Genomic DNA, 22,730 nt, shown 5'->3' on the forward strand with positions numbered 1-22,730 from the left:
CCGCTTTTAAATGTGACTGAAAAATGAGTAATAATTTGCCAAGGGAAAGTTGTAACTTACACCTCAGCTCGCCGAATAAGCTCCTTTGCACTATTAATGTTGACGCGGTAGAATACCACCGTTATCACTGACGCTATGATTCCGCTTATTGCAGTTGAAATCGCCAAGTTTGTTGTAGTGGTCGGGATAAGAGTGAAGAGGGAACCCGTAAGTATCGAAATCACATAGGGTGCAAGGGGAGCTAAAATGCCTACACCAGCAAGGCCACATACAAGTAAGCCTATTAATGACCATTCTTGGCGGATCATTCGGGTACGACGCGCCACCGAGAAATCAGCTCCTTTAAAGCCAACGGTAAGCGCAATTGAGCCTACCGCCATTAAGATAAAGACGGCTTCGATGAAGCTAACTATTGTGACCTGAAGCGAAGGATGATAGAATATTGTGCCGACGACACCCGTAATAATTAGCACCAAAATCGACATGACCACTATGAAGAACATCTTGCTTTTCACTAAGCTTTTAGGCGAAATCGGTGAAGCATAGATTCTCCATACGGCTTGACCTTCTTCGCCAATCAAGACAGTACCAAGACTCATAGCCATTATACCCACCGGAAACATAAATGACATACCCAAGAACATGAGGTTTACAAAAGCAGGTACGCCTTCAGTGGTTAAGTTAACTGACTGCATAATGGGAATCAAAACGAAGATTATCGGAGCAATAAATATGCCCATTAGTTCTCGTCTGCGAGTGAAAGCGCGTATGTCTTTACGGATGATGGCTGCTTCCACAGTTGAAAAGCCCAAGCTGCCCAGCAACCCAGTTTTGGGTACGTATGCGGCGCCGCTTTTCTGGATACTGATTGCGGGGGGTTCATAGAGTCCAAAGCGCTGATTTAGATAAATGGCAAAGTAATAGAGAGCAACTATGAACACCGCGGATAAGGCAACAAATAGGACACCCAGCAAGACAACGCCATTTAGCAGGTAGGTTAGAGTTATGCCAAGCCAAACAAAGGGCACAAACCATGCAGAGCTCTGAATCGCCGCGAAACCTTGAATGAACGCTGAGGAACCGTAAGTTAAGGAGAAGTAAATCACGTAGAAGAACAAGAAGAACAGCAGTGAACCGATGAAACGGACCCAGACGGCTGCTTTGCCGCTGGACTTATACACTGCTCCAGTGAAGCGGACTTGGAGGACACGCACGATTTCTGTGGTGGCACTCGCCATAAAGGCTGCCCCAAACATTGCAAGCGACGTCACGATAGCTTGCCACGCCATACCATTAAGGGCTCCAAACACAATCACGCCCGCCGTCATACCAGTCACTATCGCAAGAGGGAACCCTAACAAGTTAGAGAGGATAGAAGCCATAGTTTGTTCTTTCCAAGTGATGGGTAACCAATAGTTGATTTGTGTAGTGGCGCGCATGCCTGCTAACTGAATTTGCTGGAGCAAAGTTAAGATGACACAAAATAGGAGCACAAGCGTGGGCAACGTGGCGAATATGCCTACAGACGCCTCAGATAGAGGAAGAAAGACCGTGCTTACTTGAGGGTCAGCATATACTGCGGCAGTAAGGACACTAGCTAAATAACCGCCTATGACACCGATAACTGCAGCAACCCAGTAAGGCCAATAGGCGATGATTTTGTTTTCATGGTAACGGGTGATTTTTATGCCTCGAATTAGCCTGCCGGATTTACGCTCCACCCGAAGCAGGAGCATGATGTTTTTCCAGTTCATTTCAAGAGTTCCTCAACAACAGCTCGTAAATCGCCTGTACCAGTTAGTTTCAGGAAGATGTCTTCCAAACCGGAACCGGGCAAACTGGCACGGTGACGAAGCTCTTCCATGTTGCCTAACTCTAGGATGTTACCTTGATACATGATGGCTATGCGGTCACACACAGCCTCAGCAATCTCAAGCACATGGGTTGAGAGGATAGTGGTGACGCCTTGCTGTTTGAGTTCATAGAGGAAATCCTTAACTATTCTTGCACTTCGAGGGTCAAGAGCGTTTAGGGGCTCGTCGAGAATTAGAAGTTTGGGTTTGTGGATGAACGCAGAGATGAGGCTGATTTTCTTTTTCATGCCGTCTGAGTAGCTATTTATCATGTCGCCTTCGCGGCCTTCCAGCTGCAAGGCTTTGAGGTATTCAGTTATGCGTTGCTGCTTATCCGCGGGTGATACCTCATAGATGTCTGCGATGAAGTCGAGATATTCGATTCCCGTTAAGAATTCATAGACAGTGGGTGACTCGGGTACGTAGCCTACTTGACGTTTAACTGCAACAGGGTCTTTTTGCACGTCAAGCCCCAACACTGTTACTTGCCCCGCGGTAGGTGGAACCAATCCCATAAGCATCTTCATGGTGGTGGATTTCCCTGACCCGTTGGGACCTAAGAGCGCAAAAATTTCGCCAGTGTTAACTGTTAAAGAAATGTTGTTTACTGCTACTAGTTCGTTATAGCGTTTAGTAACGCCTCTCAAATCAACGGCATATTGACTACCCAATGTTATTGCACGCTCAGTCTGCAAATAGAAGCACTCAATATTTAAGCCTAATGCGTATTTCCTACTTTAAACACGAAAAAAATGCCCTAAACACAAAAAGAGGGAAAAATAAAGGATAAACGGTTTGATTAAACAAAACTTAACTCAAAACTAATCGGTACGCCTTCGCCCCAAGATTGCCGAATTGGACAGATCTTTTGGGCCATTCCATAAACCATCATGGCTTTCTTGCGTTCCCGCTCGTTATCCTCCACCAAACCCACCTTCATCTCGAAATGCACATCAGTAAAAATCAGCTTCTCCATGCCCTCCACATTCATCTTCACGGTAGCTTTAGTTTCGAGATTTTTAAGCACCAGTTGGCTGTTTTTAGCAATTAACAGAAACAAAGTGTTGATGCATGATGCTAATGCTGCGGCGAATATGTCTTCGGGGGTGCAGTAGCCTTCTTTTCCTCCAAACGAGGGAGGCGGACTTACTGTGGCAAGTTGTTTGCCTCTCGCTGAGAGGGTGCATTCAACTCCTCCAGTCCAATTGGCGACTCCAACAAAATCAAGTTCTGGCATAAAATTCATCCGAAATAAAGGTCTTCCCCCGCGATTTATATTTTTTGAGAATAACTTGGCAGCTTGTGTTAGTAGGGAAAATTTCTAATACCTTTGAAGCGATGGTTCAAGCAAGGGCTCGCCTGCTATGCTACCAGACTTTAATACTATTGAGAAGGATACAGAATATCGGAAGTTCTATTTTCCAGACGATCTAAAGAACGGGACGGTAGCGCTTGTTTTCACCGCGCTTATCGTGGCGGGTTTCCTTGTTAACGATTACCTCTTCTTCGGGGTTTCGCCATTCTTTTTTACGTTGCTAAGCCTAAGAGCAGCAATCATATCCATTGTTTGCGCAGCCATCTATTACATTCATAAAATCAAAAACGCCCAAACATATGACCGCTCAGTCTTTTTGGTTCTAATGGTGAGTTTGATTGGCGGCGGTTTCATAAACATGCTTAGACCCGCCGATTTTGTTGCTCAAGCCATGACAACCATAATTTCTGTCTGGGTATTCTACCTCGTTATGCCTTATCGTTTCATATATCAAAGTTTTTTCTCGTCAGTTGCAACCATTGGAGAAATCTTCATCATAGTCTTTATTGTACACCCCTCAAACGCGCCAGTTCTTTTTACAACAATTTTCACACTATTTATAACCAACATAATTGCAGGGTTGAGTTCATGGGAAATGCATGCCTACCGTCACAGAAATTTCAATGAATTCCTACAACGCAAAAAGGCTCAAACTGCTCTTGAGGAATATTCAAAGCAGCTTGAAAAAATCGTCGAGGAACGTACACGAGAACTTAAAATCACAGAACGATTCGCAGCAGTAGGAGCTACCGCCGCCATGGTTGGCCATGACCTCCGTAACCCCCTCTCAGGCATATCTAACGCTAATTACTTTTTGAGAAAAAAATACAGTCAACAACTCGACCAAACCGGAAAAGAAATGCTCAACATTATCGAACGAAGCGTTGAATACTCAAACAAAATCATCAATGACCTCATCGACTACTCTGGAAACGTAATCCTTGACTTAACCCCGAAAAACAGCCCCAAAACTCTCCTTCAGGATGCTCTATCAATGCTTAAGATCCCTGCTAACGTTGAAGTCATAAACCTAACCGAAAATGAACCTCAAATCAGCCTTGACTATGTTAAAATGAAGCAGGTTTTCATTAACATAATAAAAAACGCCATAGACGTTATGCCTGACGGCGGAAAATTAACCCTAACCAGTCACGAAACCCCAAATGCCCTTAGAATCTCCATTAGCGACACGGGACCAGGAATTTCGCCTGAAGACCAAAACAAGCTTTTTGAGCCACTCTACACTACCAAAGCTAAAGGCATGGGATTTGGCTTAGCAATTAGTCAAAGAATAGTTCAAGCGCACAACGGGCAAATCAGCTTCCAGACTCAAGAGGGAGAAGGAACAACCTTCCATGTCGATTTACCCCTCGCAAGCAACGCAAAATGATGAGCCAGCATGCTCCGTCGGGGAACGTTTTGGAAGCGAAATAACCTTAAATGACTCCACAGTTCAATCCATAAAAGAAGAAGCCCATCATGCCGAACGCAATACAAACGCATCAACTCACCAAAGCATACAACTCTTTTAAAGCCGTAGACAAACTCGACCTATCAGTGGAAACAGGCGAAATCTTCGGTTTACTTGGACCCAACGGAGCAGGAAAAACCACAACGGTCTCGATGCTCTGCACTATCCTAAAACCCTCCTCGGGCTCAGCAACAGTAAACGGATACGACATAGTACGTGAAGCAAACAAAGTCCGAAAATCCATCGGCATCGTCTTCCAAGACCCTAGCATTGATGATCGCTTGACTGGCAGAGAAAACCTCTTCATGCACGCTAACCTTTATGGCGTCCCCGCGTCGGAACAAAAAGACCGTATAAGTCGCATTCTGAAACTTGTTGAACTGGAAGACCGCGCCGACGATTTATTGCGCACCTATAGCGGGGGCATGAGACGCCGCCTTGAGTTGGGTCGCGGATTAATCCATTATCCCAAAGTGCTTTTCCTTGATGAACCCACCGTAGGTTTAGACCCACAAACCCGAGACCATATCTGGAAGTACATACGGGAACTCAAAGAAAATCATGACATAACCGTCGTGTTAACCACCCACTATATGGATGAAGCTGACCGCCTAAGCAACCGCATAGGCATAATCGACCATGGCAAACTCGTCATCCTTGACAGCCCCTCAAAACTCAAAGACACACTTGAAGGTGACGTGGTAATTGTGCGCTCAAACAACAGTGAGTTATTGACGCAGTTAGTGGGCAAGTGGCTGGGCTTAACTAAGACCACTGTTGTGGATGGCGCATTGGAAATTACTGCGCGCAACGGCAAAGCGATAATGCCACGCATCATGGAGTTAGCAACCCAGAACAACATCTATGTTGAATCGCTGCTGCTACGTGAACCTAACCTCGAAGATGTCTTTTTGCATTATACGGGTCGAACGATTCGGGAAGAATCCAGCAAAGAATTACATGGGCAAGCGGCTGCACGAAGGAGGGCTATTCGATGAGTGAAATCCGCGGCTTCTACACGTTGTGGTTGCGTGAAATTAAGCGATTCTACCGTGACCGAACCCGCATCATAACAAGCTTCATACAACCCATACTTTGGCTAGTTGTTTTCGCCGCGGCTTTTAGTGCACGCTTCACTTTACCATCAAACTTAAGCTATCAACAAGTCATTCTGCCAGGCATCGTTGGGCAAACCTTGCTGTTTACGTCGATGTTTATGGGAATAAATGTGATTTGGGATAAGGAATTCGGGTTCATGAAGGAAATTTTGGTTGCTCCCGTTTCCCGCTTAACCATTTTCCTCGGCAAGATGGTGGGAGACAGTTCAGATGCGCTCTTTCAGGGCATAATCGTATTCGTAATAGGTTTAGCGTTGGGCATACCCATCGAACCCATAACCGTGCTCTATGCCCTGCCTATTATGGTGCTCATCACCTTTGGGTTAGTAAGCATCGGCTTAACCATCGCCAGCTTCATGGGCAACCTCGAAGGATTCGGCGCCATCCAAACCTTCGTGAACCTCCCCCTGTTCTTCCTTAGCGGCGCATTATTCCCCCTCAAAGGCGGCAACCTGCCCACATGGCTAACCGACATAGCAGCATTTAACCCGCTAACCTACGGCGTAGACGCACTAAGACACGTCACGTTAGGCGAGGCGTGGGTTCCCCTGCAAATCCAGACCTTAGGCGTAGACCTCGCCGTCGTCGCAGCCTTTGATGTTGTTATGATTGTTGTTGGAACTTGGGCATTTAGCCGCATGAAATAGAACTAACGGAGAAAACAAAAATCAAGCAAAAGATACGGTTACTAAAAGTGTTGCTTTTCAAGTAAAGGAAGATGGAACTGCTACTTATTGGTCATTTCGTTAATTTGCTGCTCCATGGCGTGCCCGAGGCAGAGCACGATTGCTTTTTGTACGCCGGGAACTGATGTGGCTGATGCTTTGATGTCGGCGGCAAGTTTAAACGCGATAGGACAGAAAGGGCTGGTAGGTACAAACTCGACGGTTACGGTGCCCGCGGGGGTTTCTTTGACGCTGTGAATCATATGCATTTCCTCAAAAGTTTGACCAGTTTCGGGGTCTACGACTTTGCCGACTGCTTGACGCACTTTATCTTCAATCTCAGTCATAGCACAAACTCATCCTAAATATGCAATTAAACGGATAACGCCATATAAATTATTCTTCCTTGCACCCTACGAAATTTTTTGGCGTTCATCAGACGGGAACTTTAGGGGCGGATTGAGCTTTTAGCCATTTGGCGTCAAAATGGCTCTGCATAACTGATATGAAACTAACACTATTTGTCCACATGGTTGTAACTTCTTGGATATTTGCTATTGCAGATATGGTGGTGAAAAGTTCTTTGCCGTCAGAGATAGAGGTAATTGTATCAACCGCTGCGGGAGGGCAAAGAAATCTTATCTCGAAACGGGGGTTGTTAGCTAGCTTCTCGATTATTTTTGAAGCTACCTTCGTTGGCTGGTAATCTTCTACAATAATTCGAATTGACACGCCCCGTTCCAATGCAGCCTCATATTCACCTGCAAAGGTTATGATTGCTTCCGAAAATCGTTCTTTTGAAGTTATAACATGCAGGTTGTTTTGTGTTTCCTTAAGCGATGTTCTTAGTCTGTTTAGGATAACCTTTTTTCCAAAAATCATTATAAACTTGTTTGCTTGAATGGTGTTGTCTTTCCCCAAAAGTATTTTTGATTGCTTTTCCAATTTTTCTGCGACTATTTTTCCCATTTTTTCGAGGTGTAACAATTGTGCTTTTTTCTGTTCAATAAGCATGTTTACAGCTTCACGAGGAGCAGCAGCTGTGTACACAATGGGTGAGTTGATCTCTTTAGTGAGTAAGCCCTTTAGGCTTAATGAATCGATTATTTTGTATAAATTTGGTCTTTGAATGCCAGTTTCTCTTGCGATTATGCCTATCCTCGATGGTCCAACCCTGTTAAGCGTGAAATAGACTTTTGTCTCATTTTCGGTTAATCCCGCATTAACGAAAAATTCCCCGTCTTTTCCAGTTGTATCATTGTCGGGCATGAGTTTGCCTCTTCAACCTACCGTTTAGTTGGTTGACTGGCGATAGTGTCGCATAATTTTCACATATAAAATTACCTCACGTATCGTCGGATGATTGGTATGTATACAAGATACAGTTCACCCGTTTAAGAACAGGATATAGTAAATTTTTTTGTTCTAAATTGAGAAAAGGCGAAAAAATGTCTAAAACAACAAACATACAAAGGAATAAAACCCTAACCGGAATTGCCATAATTTCACTATTGGCAATTTCGTTGTTTACCGCAACAATGCCTCTAGCTGCCGCTGCTGACAGACCAACCTATGCCTTCATTAACGTCGCACCTAACCCCATCGGCGTTGGCCAAACCGCCACCGTCGTCATGTGGCTTGATGTCCTACCACCAGTATTCACAAACGGGAGCGAAACATCATGGCTTAACTACTACGTTAACATAACCAAACCAAACGGTGAAGTTGAACACGAAGGACCCTTTACCTCTGATCCAGTAGCCTCAGGATACTTCACATACACTCCGACTGAAACAGGAAACTACACATTCGTATTCTCATTCCCCGGACAAGATGCAATCGACGGCCTTCACTATAAAGCATCAGTTAGCCCAACAGTTACCTTAACAGTCACTGAGGAACAAGTAGGTTACTATCCATCGAGTGCATTACCAACCGACTATTGGAGTCGCCCCATCTACGGTGAAAACCGAGAATGGGCGATGATTGGCGGAAACTGGTATGGCATAACCCTAACCTTCGGATCCGGCGCAACCTCTCAGGGAGCTTTCAACCCCTACACAACAGCACCCGAATCTGCCCACATTGTCTGGAATAAGCAACTCCAATGGGGCGGCATAGTCGGCGGCAACAACAGTAACGTCGCATACTACACTGGCTTATCCTACGAAGGAAGATTCGCACCAATCATCATGAACGGTGTCCTATTCTACAACCTTCCAAACGCTAACAGTGGATCAGGCGGAGGAGCAGTTGCAGTCGATTTACGCACTGGCGAACAACTCTGGTACCAAAACATAACACTCTCATGCGGTCAAGTATTTGATTACGAATCACCCAACCAACACGGAGCTTATGCATACCTCTGGCAGACTGGATCAACATACCGTATGTATGACCCCCTGACAGGAAACCTGCTCTTGACACTTGCCAACGCTTCAACAGGCAGAATGACCTTTGGTGAACACGGCGAATTACTTGTCTACGTACTTAACAGCCGAAACCATTGGCTTGCAATGTGGAACTCAAGCTACGCAGCGTATAACTACCCCGGTACAACTGGAACTAACGCTTGGCAGTGGAGACCCCCAATCGGACAAACAAAAGACTGGCGAGCAGGCATACAATGGAACGTAACCGACCTCCCAACTGTCCCACTAATGACCCCAACAACTAGTCTCAGTGCTGCCACCATCGGCCAAGGCGTTCTCGTTACAGCGGGCCAAGCGAGTAACACCACAATCACAGCAGTAGGCTACTCACTGGAAGACGGGCACCAAATGTGGGTAACCAACATTACAAGCAACGTTGCAATGCGTCCAAACTACTTCGTTGTCCCCAACGGAAACGGTGTCTTCATGTTCTTCCAACAGGAAACAATGCAATTCTACGCTTACAACATCCAAACGGGCAAACTATCCTGGGGACCAACGGACCCATATGACAATGCATGGGGTATGTACACTTCCAGCTCAGGCGGTCTGGGCGCTTCAAACCCACAAATTGCCTATGACACCCTCTACTCAGTTGCCTATGATGGAAAAGTCCATGCGTACGATGTAGAAACAGGCGACCACCTATGGGATTTCAGTACTGGCAACGCAGGATTTGAAACAGCTTACGGAACCTACCCGTTAGGCGGCGGATACTTTGCAATCGCTGACGACAAAGTCTATGCAGCTACCGGCGAACACAGTCCTAACTCCCCAATGTGGCGTGGCGGAGGAATCTACAGCGTTAACGCTACAACAGGCAATGGAGTCTGGAACCTAACTGGCTGGTGGCAGAACCCCGCAATCGCGGACGGCTACCTAACAGCATTCAACAACTATGATGGCTATATCTACAGCATCGGCAAAGGTCAGACCTCAACATCAGTAACTGCACCAATGACTGAAGTAACAGTCGGCACACAAATGGTCATTCAAGGCTCAGTTCTGGACCAATCACCAGGTGCACCTGACACACCAGCAATCTGCGACGAATACATGACCCAATGGATGGAATACCTCTACATGCAGCAAACCAAACCTTATGACGCATACGGTGTTGCAGTATCAATCGACGCCATTGACCCCAACGGCAACTATGTCCACTTAGGAGACACTGTAAGCGATGCAAGCGGCCACTACGGATACGCTTGGGAAACTCCAAACGTCCCCGGCCAATACACCATCATCTCCAGCTTCAAAGGCAGCAACTCATACTACAGTTCATCTGCTGAAACAACCGCAATCGTCTCAGAACCCGCAGCAACAGCCACACCCACACCGACCCCTGTTCAGCCAGCAACGGATACGTACGTAATCGGCATGGGCATCGCAATCATCATTACCATCGCCATCATCGGCGCAGCAATATTGCTGACCCTCAAAAAACGACCATAAACAAAACCAACCACTTTCTTTTTTTCTTTTTTTAAAAAACCATCCCTTTTGCAAGAGAAAAATTAATTCATAAGAACCATTTCAATACTCCTCAAGGTGCAATAACGCGGTGAAGAGCGAAGAAAACTGCATATTCTGCCAAATCGTTGCAAAAAAATCCCCTGCAAGTATACTCTACGAAGACGCGGACGTTATGGCTTTTCTAGATATTCGTCCCCTCCATATGGGACATAGCCTCGTCATCTCCAAAGACCACTACATAGACATATTCGACACCCCCACCGACATACTCAGCAAAATTCATGCGGTCTCCAAACAGGTTGCTTTAGCCGTAAAACAAGCAACTGGCTCCGAGGGGATTAGCGTCTTTCAGCAGAATGGCAAAGCCGCTGGGCAAGATATCTTTCATATTCATGTGCATGTCGTGCCAAGGTTTGAGGGCACAGGGTTGCCTCATTTTAGTGACTTAAAGGTTGTAGAGCGCTCGGCGCTTGACGCGATTGCTATGAAGATTCGTCAGCAACTTTGATTTTTTGTGCATAATTTTATATTGTGTACGTACAATATTTGGGGTTGGATGAAAAGTTTGACTGCCGACGCAGAAAGAGTCAAAAAACCAAAATTGCCCAAGAAACGGCTCCTAAAGAAAGCTAACCGCCGCTAAACTTCTGATTCATCCAGCTTGGATAACAAGCAAATTGTAGGGTAGACTTTGTTTCTATAGCGTGTGCTTAACTAAAAAATAAAGGAAAGAAAAGTTGGTTTAACTGCTCTTGCTTACTGTTTAGAAGTTGCGAGATATTTTAGATGGAACGGTTTAATCACTATTCCGCCTTTCAAGTCAGTGTTGAATGTTTGGCTTTCAACCACCCACTCAGAAAGTTCAGAATCATGCGCCCGAATGAAAGTCGCGAAGTCCTCGAAGTTTTGATGCAACGAGATGCAAACTGCGTCCCAGCCCATGCCGCGGCCTTCCATGACCATTATGACGTTAGTTTGTTTAGTGTACCATTCCTTCATTTTCTGAAGACCTTGGATTCTTTCTTCGCCAGTTTGGTGCTTTAGTTTACTTTTCAGAAAAGTAATGGCAGAGATTTCGAAGCCGATTTGGCCGAACTTTGGAATTACAGTGTAGCCTTCAATGAAGTTTTCTTCAAGCATGGCGCGTCTTCGGGTGACCGTGGGTTGCGAAACACCAAGAGATTTTGCCAGTTGCCTGTCGCTTCTATGTGAATCCTTCATTAGCTCGAACAGTATTTTGTAATCGATTGGTTTCAATTCTTTCATTGTAATCAACTTGGTTCATTAATTTTGTTGCTCAATAGCATTTTTTGCCATCATATATAAACATGGTTGTTAAATAACCAAAAAATCCTTCCAGAAGTTACGGTCTACGCAACAATACACTTAAGAGAACAGACTCTGTAAAAAACTTTGAGGCGCATATAACCATGCCCGTCCCCATGTTAACAGATATTCAAGAAGAAATCGCACATCTCCTAAGCGACTTAATTCAAATAGACACCACCAACCCCCCAGGAAACGAAACTCGCGCAGCCAACTTTTTGGCTCAATACCTCGCGCGCGACGGTTTTAAATCTGAAGTCATCGAGTCTGCTCCCGGCAGAGGCAGCATAATCACGAGGCTAAAGGGTTCAGGCGAAAAACCCAACCTGCTCTTGTTGGGTCACCTCGACGTTGTTGCCGCTAACCCCAAAGAGTGGAGTTTACCTCCTTTTGGGGGTACGATAACAGCTGATGGCTATGTCTATGGCAGAGGCGCCTACGACATGAAAGGCATGGTTGCAATCGAAGTTTTCATCCTCAAACTCCTCAAGAAAAACAACGTGCCAATAAAGGGCGACGTTGTGTTGGCTGCAACCGCCGATGAGGAACGCGGGGGCGAAGACGGAGCAGGCTACCTGCTACGCAATCACAAAGACAAAGTCTGGTGCCCCTACATAATCAACGAAGGCGCAGGCTTAGCTATTCCTCAAAAGAAAGGCAACCTGTACCCGATACAAACTGCTGAGAAGGGGATTTTGTGGTTTAAAATCAAGGCTAAAGGCACCCCCGGTCATGGCTCTACGCCCAACATGGCGGACAATGCGATTCTGCGCATCAATAAAGTCATTGACAGACTCAACCAATACCAGCATCCCACTCTCTACGTCTCCACCCTTAAACAGTTCTTAACAGAAGCCGCAAAACTCAACCCAGACCTTGACGAGCCCCTCAATAAGTTGCTGGCTAACCCTCAAGAAAGCACACAAAACCTCAAAGAAATAGCTAAAATAGACCATGTGCTTGCGGAAGAAATTGACCCCCGAATCAAAACCACACTAACTCCAACCATCATCAACGGCGGAGTCAAAGAAAACATCATTCCGTCTGAATGTGAAGCTACATTCGACTGCCGCGTTTTGCCCGGTCAAAGCGTGGTACAGACCTTGGAAACCATCAAGTCCTTGCTTAGCGACATCGGCTTAGACAAACTGACCTTTGAAATAATTCAAATTCATGATGGCAACGAATCCACCACACAGACACCTCTCTACAAGGCTATTTCGGATGTGCTGCATGAGTTGGAGCCCACTTGCGGCGTTACACCAACCCTTACCACTGGCGGTACTGATTCTAGGTTTTTCCGTGAAACCGGAAGCGTATGCTACGGGGTCCAGCCAATGCGTCCCGATGAACCAAACGATAAATTGGAACGGCGCATGCATGGCATAGATGAACGCATCACAATCGAAAACTTGGTTTTCGGGACAAGCGTGCTATATGAAGCGGTCAAGAGATTTTTGACCTAATCATCTTTTTTCCTAAAGCCAACAGGTTACTATTTATTGATAAAACGCATACTACACTTAAGCTGGCTAATCAAGGATAACCAAGTATGCTCGGAGAACAAACACTAACCAACAAAAAAACTCCCGACTTCCAAGCCACCAAAACCATCGGCTTAATCTCGGACACGCATGTCCCCAAACGTGCAATGTGCATTCCTCAGCGGGTCTTTGAAATCTTCGCAAACGCAGACTACATCATCCACGCAGGCGATTTAGTTCATTTGTCTGTGGTGGATGAATTAGAGCAGATTGCGCCAGTTTTAGCGGTTCAAGGTAACATGGACAACACCGAAGTTGTCGAAGCGTTTCCCAAAATGAATAGCCTCAAACTCTTTGACTGGAAAATCGGTGTAATTCATGACCCACTCGGCGAGGGCTCAAATGGTTTGCGCAAAACCGCAATCGAAAATGGCTTTAACGTTTTTGTTTACGGGCATACCCATCTAGCTAATGTTGAATGGGTGGATAATGTGCTCTACATTAATCCGGGAAGCCCCACGGATCCCGTTTCCGTCATGAGTAAACCATCCGTGGCTCTACTAAAAGTCACCAAAGAAACTATAACGCCCCAAATCATTGAGCTCTAACCCATCAATAAGCTCCAATATAGGCTTCCGTAAACGACGATTCCAATTATAAGAGTCATTACCCAAGCGGACAGAGTTATCAGCATTGGATTTTTTTTCCCAAAACAACCCCGGATGTCTTTGCGGAAACGCCATGACGCTACGAACCATAATCCGAGTCCAATCGCTACCGCACCCAGAATGCCGTGAACAATGCTAAATATAGATGTTGAACCAGCGGGGCTAACAGCGATATAGCCAGGCAAGATTGCAAAGGCAAAAGAGGGCAACATCACGGCAATAACAGAGGCTAAATGCACAAAAAGCGCCGACGCCATCACAATGCCGTGCTTGCGAAACACTTTGTGTCGATAAAGCCAATAACCATAGAAAAGTAGGGCTAACACGAAGAGTTGTATACTCAAGCTTGCCAGCAAGATAATAAAAATAGTATCGATATGCTTAACCTCAAGAAAAGTCAGCGATAAGAGCCGTATAAACGTTTCACTTTCACTTCCCTCTCCCCTGCCGCGGGTAGTTGTTTGCGCATGTTGCTTAAAAGCAAAAAAAGCTGATTGCAATCCAAGGCGAAAAACATGGAACACTGTAAAAACCCCTGGAAAGAAACCTGCACAAGCGAAAACATAAAACTCTACATCCAAGTAAAAGGCGAAAACCTACCGATCTGCCAACAATGCTGGAACAAAATCGCAGACCAAGAGGAATGGGCATAATGGAAACATTCTGTGCTAACAGCGCCCGTTCGTACATCGGAAAAAACGTAAACCTGCACCTAAAAGACGGAGCAGTAATCGTTAACGTCCAAGTAACAGCCCTGCGCAAAGGTGAAGGAAAAAACAGCAAACTAATAGAATACGCTAACAAAAACCGCAAAGCGATACGTTTGCCCCTTCGAAATGTCGCTTGGGCAGAAATGCTCAACATAAGCATCATAAAAAACCACGCATAAACGTTCTCTGAGGCAGTAAAAGCAAAATACAGCTACATCGAATTCACCGTTATGCGTTGTTCACATTGCGGAGTCTGCTGCACCGAAACCGAAATGTTACTTTCCAAAAAAGACATCAAACGCTTAAAGGAAAGGGGCTTTAGCCAAAAACAGTTTGCCCGTTTTGACGAGCAGGGTTATGCGACGCTAAAAAATCGTGACGGTTACTGTGTTTTCTATGATCGCAGCAAGCATCGATGCATTGTTTATGATGATAGACCTTCTGGCTGTAGAGTTTACCCAGTCATTTTAGACGAGGACAAGGGCATAATTTTGGACAGCATCTGCCAATCCAGAGGTTCCATTACGCCTCAAGAGAAGCATGTGAAGGGTAAACGAGTTATGAAGCTTTTAGAAGTTATTGATGCTGAGGCGTCAGTTCGACGGTCTAATAAAGAATCAGTATAGGTTATTGCTGTTGTTTGCAGTTGCAGCAGGTCATTTTTTTGTTTTTTTGAGATTCGAGTTCTGCCGTGGGGATTAGGCTTGTACCAATGAGTTTCCCGCAAATATCACATATGATTCGGACTTCAGCGACGCGTGTGTTTTGTTGAACGACCCTTATGGTCACTAACTTTTTCCTTCTTTGGCGCCCTTCTCTTTTGCCATCAAATGTTCAATATATTCTCTCATGGTAAGGTGTGAATCCTTGGCCTTTTTGCTTATTTCAGCATGAATTTTTTCGCTGACGGTTATGCATTTATAGCCTTTTCTTGGCAAAAGCTATCATCTCTCCGTACTTTACGGTACTTATCAATATATAATTGTCGGTAATTGTTGGCAAAATGCCTTAAGTATTGTTAAACCTTATATTAGTGTACGTTCGGTTACTATGCTAAGAGGGGAGAGATAACACGCCGAAGAAGGGCTACAAAACCATCACGGTTAAAGCAGAAGTATATGATTACTTCTTTACCGAGTGGCTAAAAATTCGTGATGAGTACACGATAAAAAATGGTATCCGCAGTTTTTCAGCATTCGTTACCTACCGATTGGCACAGCTCATTCAAGAAGATAAAAAGCGCTCAAACGTATAAAACTCAAGAAATAATCTACAACTTTAAATAATTAAAAAACCCCTAAAGGACGGGAATCTACATGCCTTGTTCAGTCATCGTTGGTGCCTTCTGGGGAGACGAAGGCAAAGGAAAAATAATTTCGTACTTAGCTCTAAAAGACAACCTCGATTTTTGTGTAAGAACCGGATCCGTCAATGCAGCACACACCATCTGGTATGAAGGCAAAAAATATGCGCTCCATATGGTTCCAGCAGCCTTCATCAACCCAAAAACCCGCCTACTAATTGCAGCAGGCGCAAACGTCCACATCGGACAATTCCAAAAAGAACTCGAACTCACCCAAGTCGACCCTAAACGCGTCGGCATAGACCAAAACGCATCCATCATTGAACAGAAACACAGCGACCAAGACAAAATCAGCGCCATCAACAAAGGCATCGGAACCACCGGCTGGGGCGTCGGACCCGCTATCGAAGAACGCGCCAGACGCACCGCTAAACTTGCCAAAGACATTCCTGAACTCAAACCCTTTGTTTGCGACAGCATCACCGAAATCAATGACGGCTTAGACGCAGACAAAAAAGTGCTCTTAGAAGGAACACAGGGCTTTATGTTGTCATTGTTTTTGGGCGGCGGCTACCCCTACGTGACTGCACGAGACACAGGCGCATCCGCCATCGCATCTGAAGCGGGCGTTGGACCCACACGCGTTGACGACGTCATCATAGTCTACAAGTCCTTCATAACCCGTGTAGGTGCAGGTCCATTGCCGGGCGAAATCAGCAAAGAAGAAGCGCTCAAACGAGGATGGTTTGAAACTGCCGCGGGCACAGGTAGAGACCGCCGTAGCGCACCCTTTGACTTTGAATTGGCGAAGAAAACTGCTAAAATCAACGGTGCAACCCAAGCCGCAATGACAAAGCTTGACGTAATTTACCCTGAATGCAAAGGTGCACGCAAGTATGACGATCTCTCAAAAGAGGCTAAAGCATTCATCAAAGAAGTTGAAACCCGCACAGGTGTTCCAGTGGTCTTCATTGGAACTGGTCCTGAAGCATTAGATTTGATAGATCGCCGAGCATAGCAACTTATATTTCTCTATGCGCCTCTCCTTTTTTGAGGCGTAACTTCATGTTAACGTTCAATAACTCAAGGAAAGCTAACGCTAGCGTCCTTGCGCTGCTTTTCATCGCAGGCTTACTGGTCGGATGTTTAGCCATCTATTTTGTTGGAACCCTAAACGCCAACAGCCTAAGCAAGCAAGTCACTGACTTACAGAACCGCCTATCTGCTTTGGAAGGCACACAAAACGCAACGTATCAAACCATAAACATAGTCGAAAACGGCACCACCACCGTAGACATCTACAACAACTCCAAAGACTCCGTGGTTTTGGTACAAGGAGTAACCGACAGTGGAGGCGTCCAAGGGTCGGGTTTTGTTTACAATTTTGAGGGCCAAAACGTGGTTTTAACCAACTATCACGTTGTGGAAGGGACAAGCAGCATCAGCGTCACCTTCTCAAACGGCCACGCCTACGCCGCTTCAATTCTTGGAACCGACCCTTACTCAGATTTAGCCGCTGTATCTGTGAATGGTGCGCCTGCCTCTGAGTTTAAGCCGCTTACAATTGTGTCTTCCTCAACGCTGCGGCAAGGTGACGAAGTCATCGCCATCGGCAACCCCTATGGACTTGTCGGCTCCATAACCTCGGGCATTGTGAGTGCGTTGGGTCGAACCATCACTGAGGACACCGCGGGCGGCTTTGCTATTGCCAATATCATTCAAACCAGTACGCCCATTAACCCGGGCAATTCGGGTGGGCCCTTGCTTAATGCTGTTGGGAACGTGGTTGGCATTACTACTGCGATTGTTTCGGATTCTCAAGGGTTAGGTTTCGCCATCCCCTCAAACACGATTCTTCGCGAAATCTCCTCGTTAGTCCACACTGGCTCCTATAGTGGGCATTCTTATCTGGGCGTGACGGGGCAGGATATGAATTATGCTTTGGCGCAGGAGGGGGGTTCGAGTGTTACTTATGGTTGGCGGATTGAATCCGTAACTAAAGGCGGACCATCCGATGGTCATCTGCAGGTCGGAGACATCATTATCGGCTTAAACAATCATCCCATCAAAAACAACGATGACTTAGCCAGCTACATTGAAGAGAACACCTTGCCCGGAGACACCCTTGACGTGACGGTTATGCGTAACAATGTTGAGGAGCATGTGACGTTGACTTTGGGCACCCGCCCAGCCCCAACTTAGCCCTTTCTTGGGCATTTTCTCTTTTTTGCGCCTAATAAATCATGTTTCTTGAATGGAAAGATAGATATTAAACCAACCTGAGCATTGAAGTTTAGTTGGAAACTTTAGGGGAGAGCGAACGCAATGCAAGATCAGCTAGAAGGAGTTCTAAAAGGGCAAAAAATCGCTTACTTCTCTATGGAAGTAGGCTTAACTAACGATATTCCCACTTACGCAGGGGGCTTAGGCACTCTTGCAGGCGACGCTATCCGCTCCAGCGCAGACCTAAACGTACCGCTTGTCGGGGTCACCCTGATTAGCAAACGCAACTACTTTAAACAAAAACTAGACGCAAATGGGCGGCAGACTGAGTTGCCAAGTGAATGGAACCCTGAACAATTCATGACGCTCCTACCCAACGAGGTTAACGTCCAAATCGAGGGACGCGCCGTGAAGGTCAAGGCGTGGCTCTACACGTACAAGGGCGTTACGGGCACTGCGGTTCCAGTTTTGTTTTTGGACACTGACTTTGAGGCTAACATCCAGCAGGATCGAGAAATCTCCTATTACCTCTACGGCGGCGATGAACGCTACCGCCTAAAACAGGAAGCAATTTTGGGCTTCGGCGGCGTACGCATGCTCGACGCTCTGGGCTTTCATGTACGCAAGTATCACATGAATGAGGGGCACTCCGCGTTTTTGGCTGTAGAGTTGCTACGCAAATACGGGATGGATGAGGAGAAAGTTAAGGAACTCTGCGTGTTTACCACCCACACTCCTGTTGAGGCGGGCCATGACAAATTCACCTACGATTTAATCGGAACTGTGCTTGAAACCGTTGAACTCTCCATTCTCAGAGAATACGGCGGAGAAGACAAACTCAACATGACCTGCCTAGCGCTTAACCTCAGCAACTACGTTAACGGCGTTGCGAAGAGGCATCAGGAAATCAGCAGCAAAATGTTTGCTGGCTACCAAATCCACGCCATAACCAACGGCGTCCACTCCTTCACATGGACCGGCGAAGGCTACCGAAAAATCTACAACAAATACCTGCCAGGCTGGGCAATTGAGCCTGAGCTGCTGGCAAAGGTGGATGTTATTCCTGATAGCGAAATCTGGCAGGCGCATCAACAACAAAAACAAACCCTCATCGACTATGCTAACGCGGCGAGGGGCGCCCATTTGGAGCCTGACGTTTTGACGTTGGGTTTTGCGCGTCGGGCAACCGAGTACAAGCGGCCTACCCTGCTCTTCTCTAACATCGCGCGGCTACGCAGTATTAGCCGAAAAACCAAGCTGCAAGCCGTTTTTGCAGGTAAGGCTCATCCCCGCGACATCGGCGGCAAACGCCTCATTGAGCAAATCTACAATTTTGCAGACCAACTTAGAGGCGATGTAGAAATCGTGTATTTGGAAAACTACAACATGGATATTGCCGCGAAGATGGTTGGCGGTGTGGATGTTTGGCTTAACACTCCTATGCGTCCTATGGAGGCTTCGGGCACCAGCGGCATGAAAGCCGCGCATAATGGCGTTATCAACTTCAGCACGTTAGATGGCTGGTGGATTGAAGGCTGGATAGAAAACCTCACAGGCTGGGCAATCGGACCCCCACCCACCTCCCTCGTAGACGACAACACCTGCTTTGCATCGGAGAAAGAGGACATTTATAACAAACTCGAATACGTCATCGCCCCCCTCTTCTATGACCGACGCGACGAATGGATACACCTCATGAAAGGCTCAATCGGCAAAATCGCCTACTACTTCAACAGCCACCGCATGATGAGAAGATACGTAACAGAAGCCTACCTCTAACCTTCAGACGACGTCTCCACATTTTCTTTCTTTATCGAATTGTTGATTTAAGGTACATTGGATACAGGCGTAATCGTAACTTGATCGATAAATGGTTCAGCGACTCCAAAATCTGGGTAGACAGTTATGTCGAAGGTAATTTTTTGGTAAGGTGCTAATGAGGGAAACGAATCAGTCAGGGGTTTGCTGCAATCATATATCCCCGACGCCGCAGGAACAGTAGCATTAATTACATCATAGGAGCCAAGGTAAAGAAAAGCGAGCCGCCCGCTGTGACCGATGGCAAGTACATCTAATCCCACGTTATATGCCGTATTAGGACCGTTGTTTGTGATGGACCCACTAATTTTCAGGTATTGTCCGTCACCCATTGGCCCAACATTCACAGGGGTATATGCGACATTTGCCGTCAGGCTACCTGAAGTAGTCACTTGGTACGAAGGAGTTGCTGTAGGAATTGCCGACGTAGGGGTTATCTGGGTAGGGGTAGGTATTATGCTTGGGTGTGGATTTGTTGAAGGCGTCTGTTGAGGCATAGCGGTAGGGTATGTGTTTTGGGGCTGACTGGTAACGCTGACAAAGTGGCTTTCAAATAATATTACAAATGAGCAAATGCTAAACACGAGACTAATTGTCACCAACACAAAAAGAAGCACCATCTTGTTATCCATCAAAGTAGTCCCCCTTTAAGCAAACAGCCCACGTTTTGAATACCCTCATCATTTGCTCAAAGAGCCATTCAAAATAAAAGACTTCTCGTAAAACTTCTTTGACTTCATTAGTCAAAGTTTCTTAACTAATTTTGAGTGATTCTTCACAGCGATTTTTTGCGATTCAAAAAGTGCTCTAAGCATCTAAGAAGGTTAACAGGCATATTTGGATGCTATTAGAAACTTTATGCAGAATCCTAAGGGGGTAGATCTGTATTGGCTGGAGGCGGTTTTTTGTGTGTTGGGTGTGTTGTTGGTCTTGTGAGAAAAAAATCAGTCTATACAGGCTCTCACACGGACATGGCGGTGGCTCCAACATGCCACTATGTTGAGCGTGTGGTAAAATTCAGTTATGCTACACCCAAACAGACGCAGAAACACGTCGCAAACCCAAAAAGCAAACGCCGCCTACAACTATTTTGTGGTGTTCCGTAAACCGCAACACCCACACAAAGAGATAAAACAAAACTTTCAACTCTGATACGGAAGGGGGTAGGTCCCTGAGGTATCAGCCTTGGGGCGGAATCGTTTGAGAGTTTTTGTCTTCAAAATTTAAATATGTTAAGCGATTATTGGGTTTTCTAATCGTGATAGCGCATGGCTGACCCGACGGAATTCGTGCTTCAACTATCCATCCTTTTAGTTGCGGCTATCGTGGGCGGCATGCTGATAAAACGGTTCGGTTACCCCGTCGCGTTAGGCGAGCTCTTGGTGGGCATCATCTTGGGTCCGTCAATTTTCAATTTAATCACCGATCAGGCAACTGTAGCGGTGTTTGCCGAGTTAGGCTCCATCATCCTGCTATTCTACATCGGCATGGAAACCGAAATCGGCGACCTCAAAAAACAACTCATGCCCTCACTCTCAGTGGGGGTTTTAGGCGCGGTTGTTCCCCTGTTTCTCTGTTACTACACTGCCCTATACTTCGGCGTCTCCGAACCTGAAGCGCTATTTCTCGGCGTCGTCTTAACCGCCACCAGCATCGGCATCACCATACGCCTCCTCAAAGACATGGGCAAACTCTGCAACCCCCTCGGCTTAACCATACTTGGCGCAGGCATAGTCGATGACGTAGTCGCCGTGGTCCTACTCTCCGTAGTACTAAGCGTGCTATCCGGCGGCGTCAACCCGCTTGACATCAGCTTAGTAGTGGTCAAAGCTATCGCGTTTTGGGCAGTCATCGTGCTTATCGGCTCCAAACTCCTCGTCCGCTTCATGGACAAGCTCCGCCTAGACGATGAATACTTTATCTTGTTCATACTAGCCTACGGTTTCTTCGCCGCCTACATCTCAGCCGCCATCGGCTTATCCGCCATAGTCGGCGCGTTTGCGGCGGGGCTACCCCTGTCACAGCGGCAGCCTAAAGTTAGGATGGTGCTCAAGCAGACTAAGAGTCTCTACATGTTCTTCGTGCCCATCTTCTTCATCTCCATCGGCACACTCATCAACCTCAACGTATTCGGGCAAGCAGCCTACTTAGGACTCATAATTACAGCCATAGCGTTTATTGGCAAAATCTTGGGCAGCGCAATCGCGGCACGCGCCAACAAATTTAGCACCAAAGACTCCTTAAAAATCGGCATCAGCATGACGCCACGCGGCGAAATGGGCCTCATCATCGCCAGCCTCGGCTTAACCAGCGGCTTAATCTCGAACCAAATCTACTCTGTGGCTGTTATGGCGGTTATTCTAACGACGTTTATTGCGATGCCGATTCTTAAGAAGGTGCTCTGTGACAAGGAATGCAAAGAACGCAAAGACACCACACCCCAAGAGACTTGTGACATTTGATTCTTCCAAACAAGTCTGAGGGGCCTACCCAGTCCCTTATAAAATTATAATCAGGATTGTCTGGGAATCATTGGTTTTCTATTTTTTGTCGGATTAATTTTACGCCCTCTTCATACCGATGATTACAAACAGCGTCATCAGGACCTAAATTGTAAGCCTCACACATTTTTTTCAAAATCAAAGATTCAATATAAGCGCTACCAGAACCAAGCAGGCTCCGTAGGGCAAGGACAAAAAGTTCAGGGTTCTTTGAGATATCCTCCGGCTTTAGAAGATATTTAGTTTGAATATGGTAATAGAGGATTTTTTTAACAGATTCACCCATAAGCATAAGTGCCTGCTCTATCGCTTCACCGAGCACTTCATCAAAGTTACGCTTATTTTGAATCGGATTCATTTTTGTATC

General features: G+C 46.1%; 26 protein-coding genes. 15 read left to right on the forward strand and 11 right to left on the reverse strand.

Features of this window, described 5'->3' with window-relative positions:
* Positions 1-56 precede the first annotated feature (56 nt).
* The 3 genes from NWE92_12645 to NWE92_12655 form a co-directional block, all read right to left on the reverse strand.
* Positions 57-1,754 (reverse strand): hypothetical protein, encoded by a 1,698-nt coding sequence (locus NWE92_12645; protein MCW4030480.1) that lies wholly within the window; start codon positions 1,752-1,754, stop codon positions 57-59.
* Complete coding sequence (locus NWE92_12650; protein MCW4030481.1) at positions 1,751-2,548, reverse strand: ABC transporter ATP-binding protein; 798 nt, start codon at positions 2,546-2,548, stop codon at positions 1,751-1,753. Before NWE92_12650 ends, NWE92_12645 begins: the two co-directional genes overlap by 4 nt.
* A gap of 104 nt (positions 2,549-2,652) precedes the next feature.
* Entirely contained in the window at positions 2,653-3,099 is a 447-nt protein-coding gene (locus tag NWE92_12655; protein ID MCW4030482.1) for an OsmC family protein, read from the reverse strand.
* A gap of 118 nt (positions 3,100-3,217) precedes the next feature.
* Between NWE92_12655 and NWE92_12660 the strand changes: the two genes are divergently transcribed.
* From NWE92_12660 to NWE92_12670, 3 genes are all read left to right on the forward strand, one after another.
* Entirely contained in the window at positions 3,218-4,558 is a 1,341-nt protein-coding gene (locus NWE92_12660; protein MCW4030483.1) for an ATP-binding protein, read from the forward strand.
* An 89-nt stretch (positions 4,559-4,647) separates the two neighbouring features.
* Complete coding sequence (locus NWE92_12665; protein ID MCW4030484.1) at positions 4,648-5,637, forward strand: ATP-binding cassette domain-containing protein; 990 nt, start codon at positions 4,648-4,650, stop codon at positions 5,635-5,637.
* A complete protein-coding gene (locus NWE92_12670) occupies positions 5,634-6,404 on the forward strand; it encodes an ABC transporter permease (protein MCW4030485.1) in 771 nt (256 codons plus the stop codon). The genes NWE92_12665 and NWE92_12670 overlap by 4 nt, the downstream gene beginning before the upstream one ends.
* 80 nt (positions 6,405-6,484) lie before the next feature.
* Here NWE92_12670 and NWE92_12675 read toward each other — a convergent pair whose 3' ends face one another.
* Both NWE92_12675 and NWE92_12680 read right to left on the reverse strand, forming a co-directional pair.
* Positions 6,485-6,769 (reverse strand): iron-sulfur cluster assembly protein, encoded by a 285-nt coding sequence (locus NWE92_12675; GenBank protein ID MCW4030486.1) that lies wholly within the window; start codon positions 6,767-6,769, stop codon positions 6,485-6,487.
* Positions 6,770-6,857: 88 nt separating this feature from the next.
* Positions 6,858-7,691: a hypothetical protein gene (locus tag NWE92_12680; GenBank protein ID MCW4030487.1), complete on the reverse strand. Its 834-nt coding sequence runs from the start codon at positions 7,689-7,691 to the stop codon at positions 6,858-6,860.
* Positions 7,692-7,870: 179 nt separating this feature from the next.
* On the opposite strand from NWE92_12680, the gene NWE92_12685 reads away from it, so the two are divergent.
* Both NWE92_12685 and NWE92_12690 read left to right on the forward strand, forming a co-directional pair.
* Entirely contained in the window at positions 7,871-10,309 is a 2,439-nt protein-coding gene (locus tag NWE92_12685; protein MCW4030488.1) for a PQQ-binding-like beta-propeller repeat protein, read from the forward strand.
* A gap of 109 nt (positions 10,310-10,418) precedes the next feature.
* Positions 10,419-10,838 (forward strand): HIT family protein, encoded by a 420-nt coding sequence (locus tag NWE92_12690; protein ID MCW4030489.1) that lies wholly within the window; start codon positions 10,419-10,421, stop codon positions 10,836-10,838.
* A gap of 248 nt (positions 10,839-11,086) precedes the next feature.
* On the opposite strand, the gene NWE92_12695 is transcribed toward NWE92_12690, so the two are convergent.
* Positions 11,087-11,596: an Lrp/AsnC family transcriptional regulator gene (locus NWE92_12695; protein MCW4030490.1), complete on the reverse strand. Its 510-nt coding sequence runs from the start codon at positions 11,594-11,596 to the stop codon at positions 11,087-11,089.
* Between the two features lie 164 nt (positions 11,597-11,760).
* On the opposite strand from NWE92_12695, the gene NWE92_12700 reads away from it, so the two are divergent.
* Entirely contained in the window at positions 11,761-13,122 is a 1,362-nt protein-coding gene (locus NWE92_12700) for a M20/M25/M40 family metallo-hydrolase (GenBank protein MCW4030491.1), read from the forward strand.
* 86 nt (positions 13,123-13,208) lie between these two features.
* Positions 13,209-13,748, forward strand: a complete 540-nt coding sequence (locus NWE92_12705) for a metallophosphoesterase (protein MCW4030492.1) — start codon at positions 13,209-13,211, stop codon at positions 13,746-13,748.
* Here the strand turns inward: NWE92_12705 and NWE92_12710 are convergent.
* Positions 13,745-14,152 carry a hypothetical protein gene (locus NWE92_12710; protein ID MCW4030493.1) on the reverse strand — a complete coding sequence of 136 codons (408 nt, stop codon included), beginning with the start codon at positions 14,150-14,152 and terminating at the stop codon, positions 13,745-13,747. The two genes, NWE92_12705 and NWE92_12710, sit on opposite strands and share 4 nt — an antisense overlap.
* 171 nt (positions 14,153-14,323) lie before the next feature.
* Here NWE92_12710 and NWE92_12715 point away from each other — a divergent pair, with 171 nt between their 5' ends.
* From NWE92_12715 to NWE92_12725, 3 genes are read left to right on the forward strand one after another with little or no spacing between them, the layout of a single operon-like run.
* The gene (locus tag NWE92_12715; protein ID MCW4030494.1) at positions 14,324-14,461 is read left to right on the forward strand and encodes a hypothetical protein; all 138 of its coding nucleotides are present in this window, start codon (positions 14,324-14,326) and stop codon (positions 14,459-14,461) included.
* Positions 14,461-14,697, forward strand: coding sequence for a hypothetical protein (locus NWE92_12720; protein MCW4030495.1), 237 nt, complete (start codon positions 14,461-14,463; stop codon positions 14,695-14,697). The genes NWE92_12715 and NWE92_12720 overlap by 1 nt, the downstream gene beginning before the upstream one ends.
* Before the next feature lie 51 nt (positions 14,698-14,748).
* Positions 14,749-15,144 carry a YkgJ family cysteine cluster protein gene (locus NWE92_12725; protein ID MCW4030496.1) on the forward strand — a complete coding sequence of 132 codons (396 nt, stop codon included), beginning with the start codon at positions 14,749-14,751 and terminating at the stop codon, positions 15,142-15,144.
* A 1-nt stretch (position 15,145) separates the two neighbouring features.
* On the opposite strand, the gene NWE92_12730 is transcribed toward NWE92_12725, so the two are convergent.
* A complete protein-coding gene (locus tag NWE92_12730; protein ID MCW4030497.1) occupies positions 15,146-15,307 on the reverse strand; it encodes a hypothetical protein in 162 nt (53 codons plus the stop codon).
* A complete protein-coding gene (locus tag NWE92_12735) occupies positions 15,307-15,456 on the reverse strand; it encodes a hypothetical protein (GenBank protein MCW4030498.1) in 150 nt (49 codons plus the stop codon). The genes NWE92_12730 and NWE92_12735 overlap by 1 nt, the downstream gene beginning before the upstream one ends.
* 378 nt (positions 15,457-15,834) lie before the next feature.
* Here NWE92_12735 and NWE92_12740 point away from each other — a divergent pair, with 378 nt between their 5' ends.
* The 3 genes from NWE92_12740 to glgP all read left to right on the forward strand — a co-directional run bounded on the left by NWE92_12740 (position 15,835) and on the right by glgP (position 19,823).
* A complete protein-coding gene (locus NWE92_12740; protein ID MCW4030499.1) occupies positions 15,835-16,839 on the forward strand; it encodes an adenylosuccinate synthetase in 1,005 nt (334 codons plus the stop codon).
* Between the two features lie 47 nt (positions 16,840-16,886).
* The gene (locus tag NWE92_12745) at positions 16,887-18,023 is read left to right on the forward strand and encodes a trypsin-like peptidase domain-containing protein (protein ID MCW4030500.1); all 1,137 of its coding nucleotides are present in this window, start codon (positions 16,887-16,889) and stop codon (positions 18,021-18,023) included.
* 123 nt (positions 18,024-18,146) lie between these two features.
* The gene (gene glgP / locus NWE92_12750; protein MCW4030501.1) at positions 18,147-19,823 is read left to right on the forward strand and encodes an alpha-glucan family phosphorylase; all 1,677 of its coding nucleotides are present in this window, start codon (positions 18,147-18,149) and stop codon (positions 19,821-19,823) included.
* Between the two features lie 47 nt (positions 19,824-19,870).
* On the opposite strand, the gene NWE92_12755 is transcribed toward glgP, so the two are convergent.
* The gene (locus tag NWE92_12755) at positions 19,871-20,494 is read right to left on the reverse strand and encodes a hypothetical protein (GenBank protein MCW4030502.1); all 624 of its coding nucleotides are present in this window, start codon (positions 20,492-20,494) and stop codon (positions 19,871-19,873) included.
* A gap of 339 nt (positions 20,495-20,833) precedes the next feature.
* Between NWE92_12755 and NWE92_12760 the strand changes: the two genes are divergently transcribed.
* Entirely contained in the window at positions 20,834-20,968 is a 135-nt protein-coding gene (locus tag NWE92_12760; protein ID MCW4030503.1) for a hypothetical protein, read from the forward strand.
* Between the two features lie 162 nt (positions 20,969-21,130).
* Positions 21,131-22,324 carry a cation:proton antiporter gene (locus NWE92_12765; protein MCW4030504.1) on the forward strand — a complete coding sequence of 398 codons (1,194 nt, stop codon included), beginning with the start codon at positions 21,131-21,133 and terminating at the stop codon, positions 22,322-22,324.
* A 67-nt stretch (positions 22,325-22,391) separates the two neighbouring features.
* Here the strand turns inward: NWE92_12765 and NWE92_12770 are convergent, their stop codons facing one another.
* On the reverse strand, positions 22,392-22,721 hold the full coding sequence (locus tag NWE92_12770; protein ID MCW4030505.1) for a hypothetical protein: 330 nt from the start codon (positions 22,719-22,721) through the stop codon (positions 22,392-22,394).
* Positions 22,722-22,730: the final 9 nt, after the last annotated feature.

Source organism: Candidatus Bathyarchaeota archaeon (assembly GCA_026014745.1).
Classification (GTDB): Archaea; Thermoproteota; Bathyarchaeia; order Bathyarchaeales; family Bathycorpusculaceae; genus Bathycorpusculum.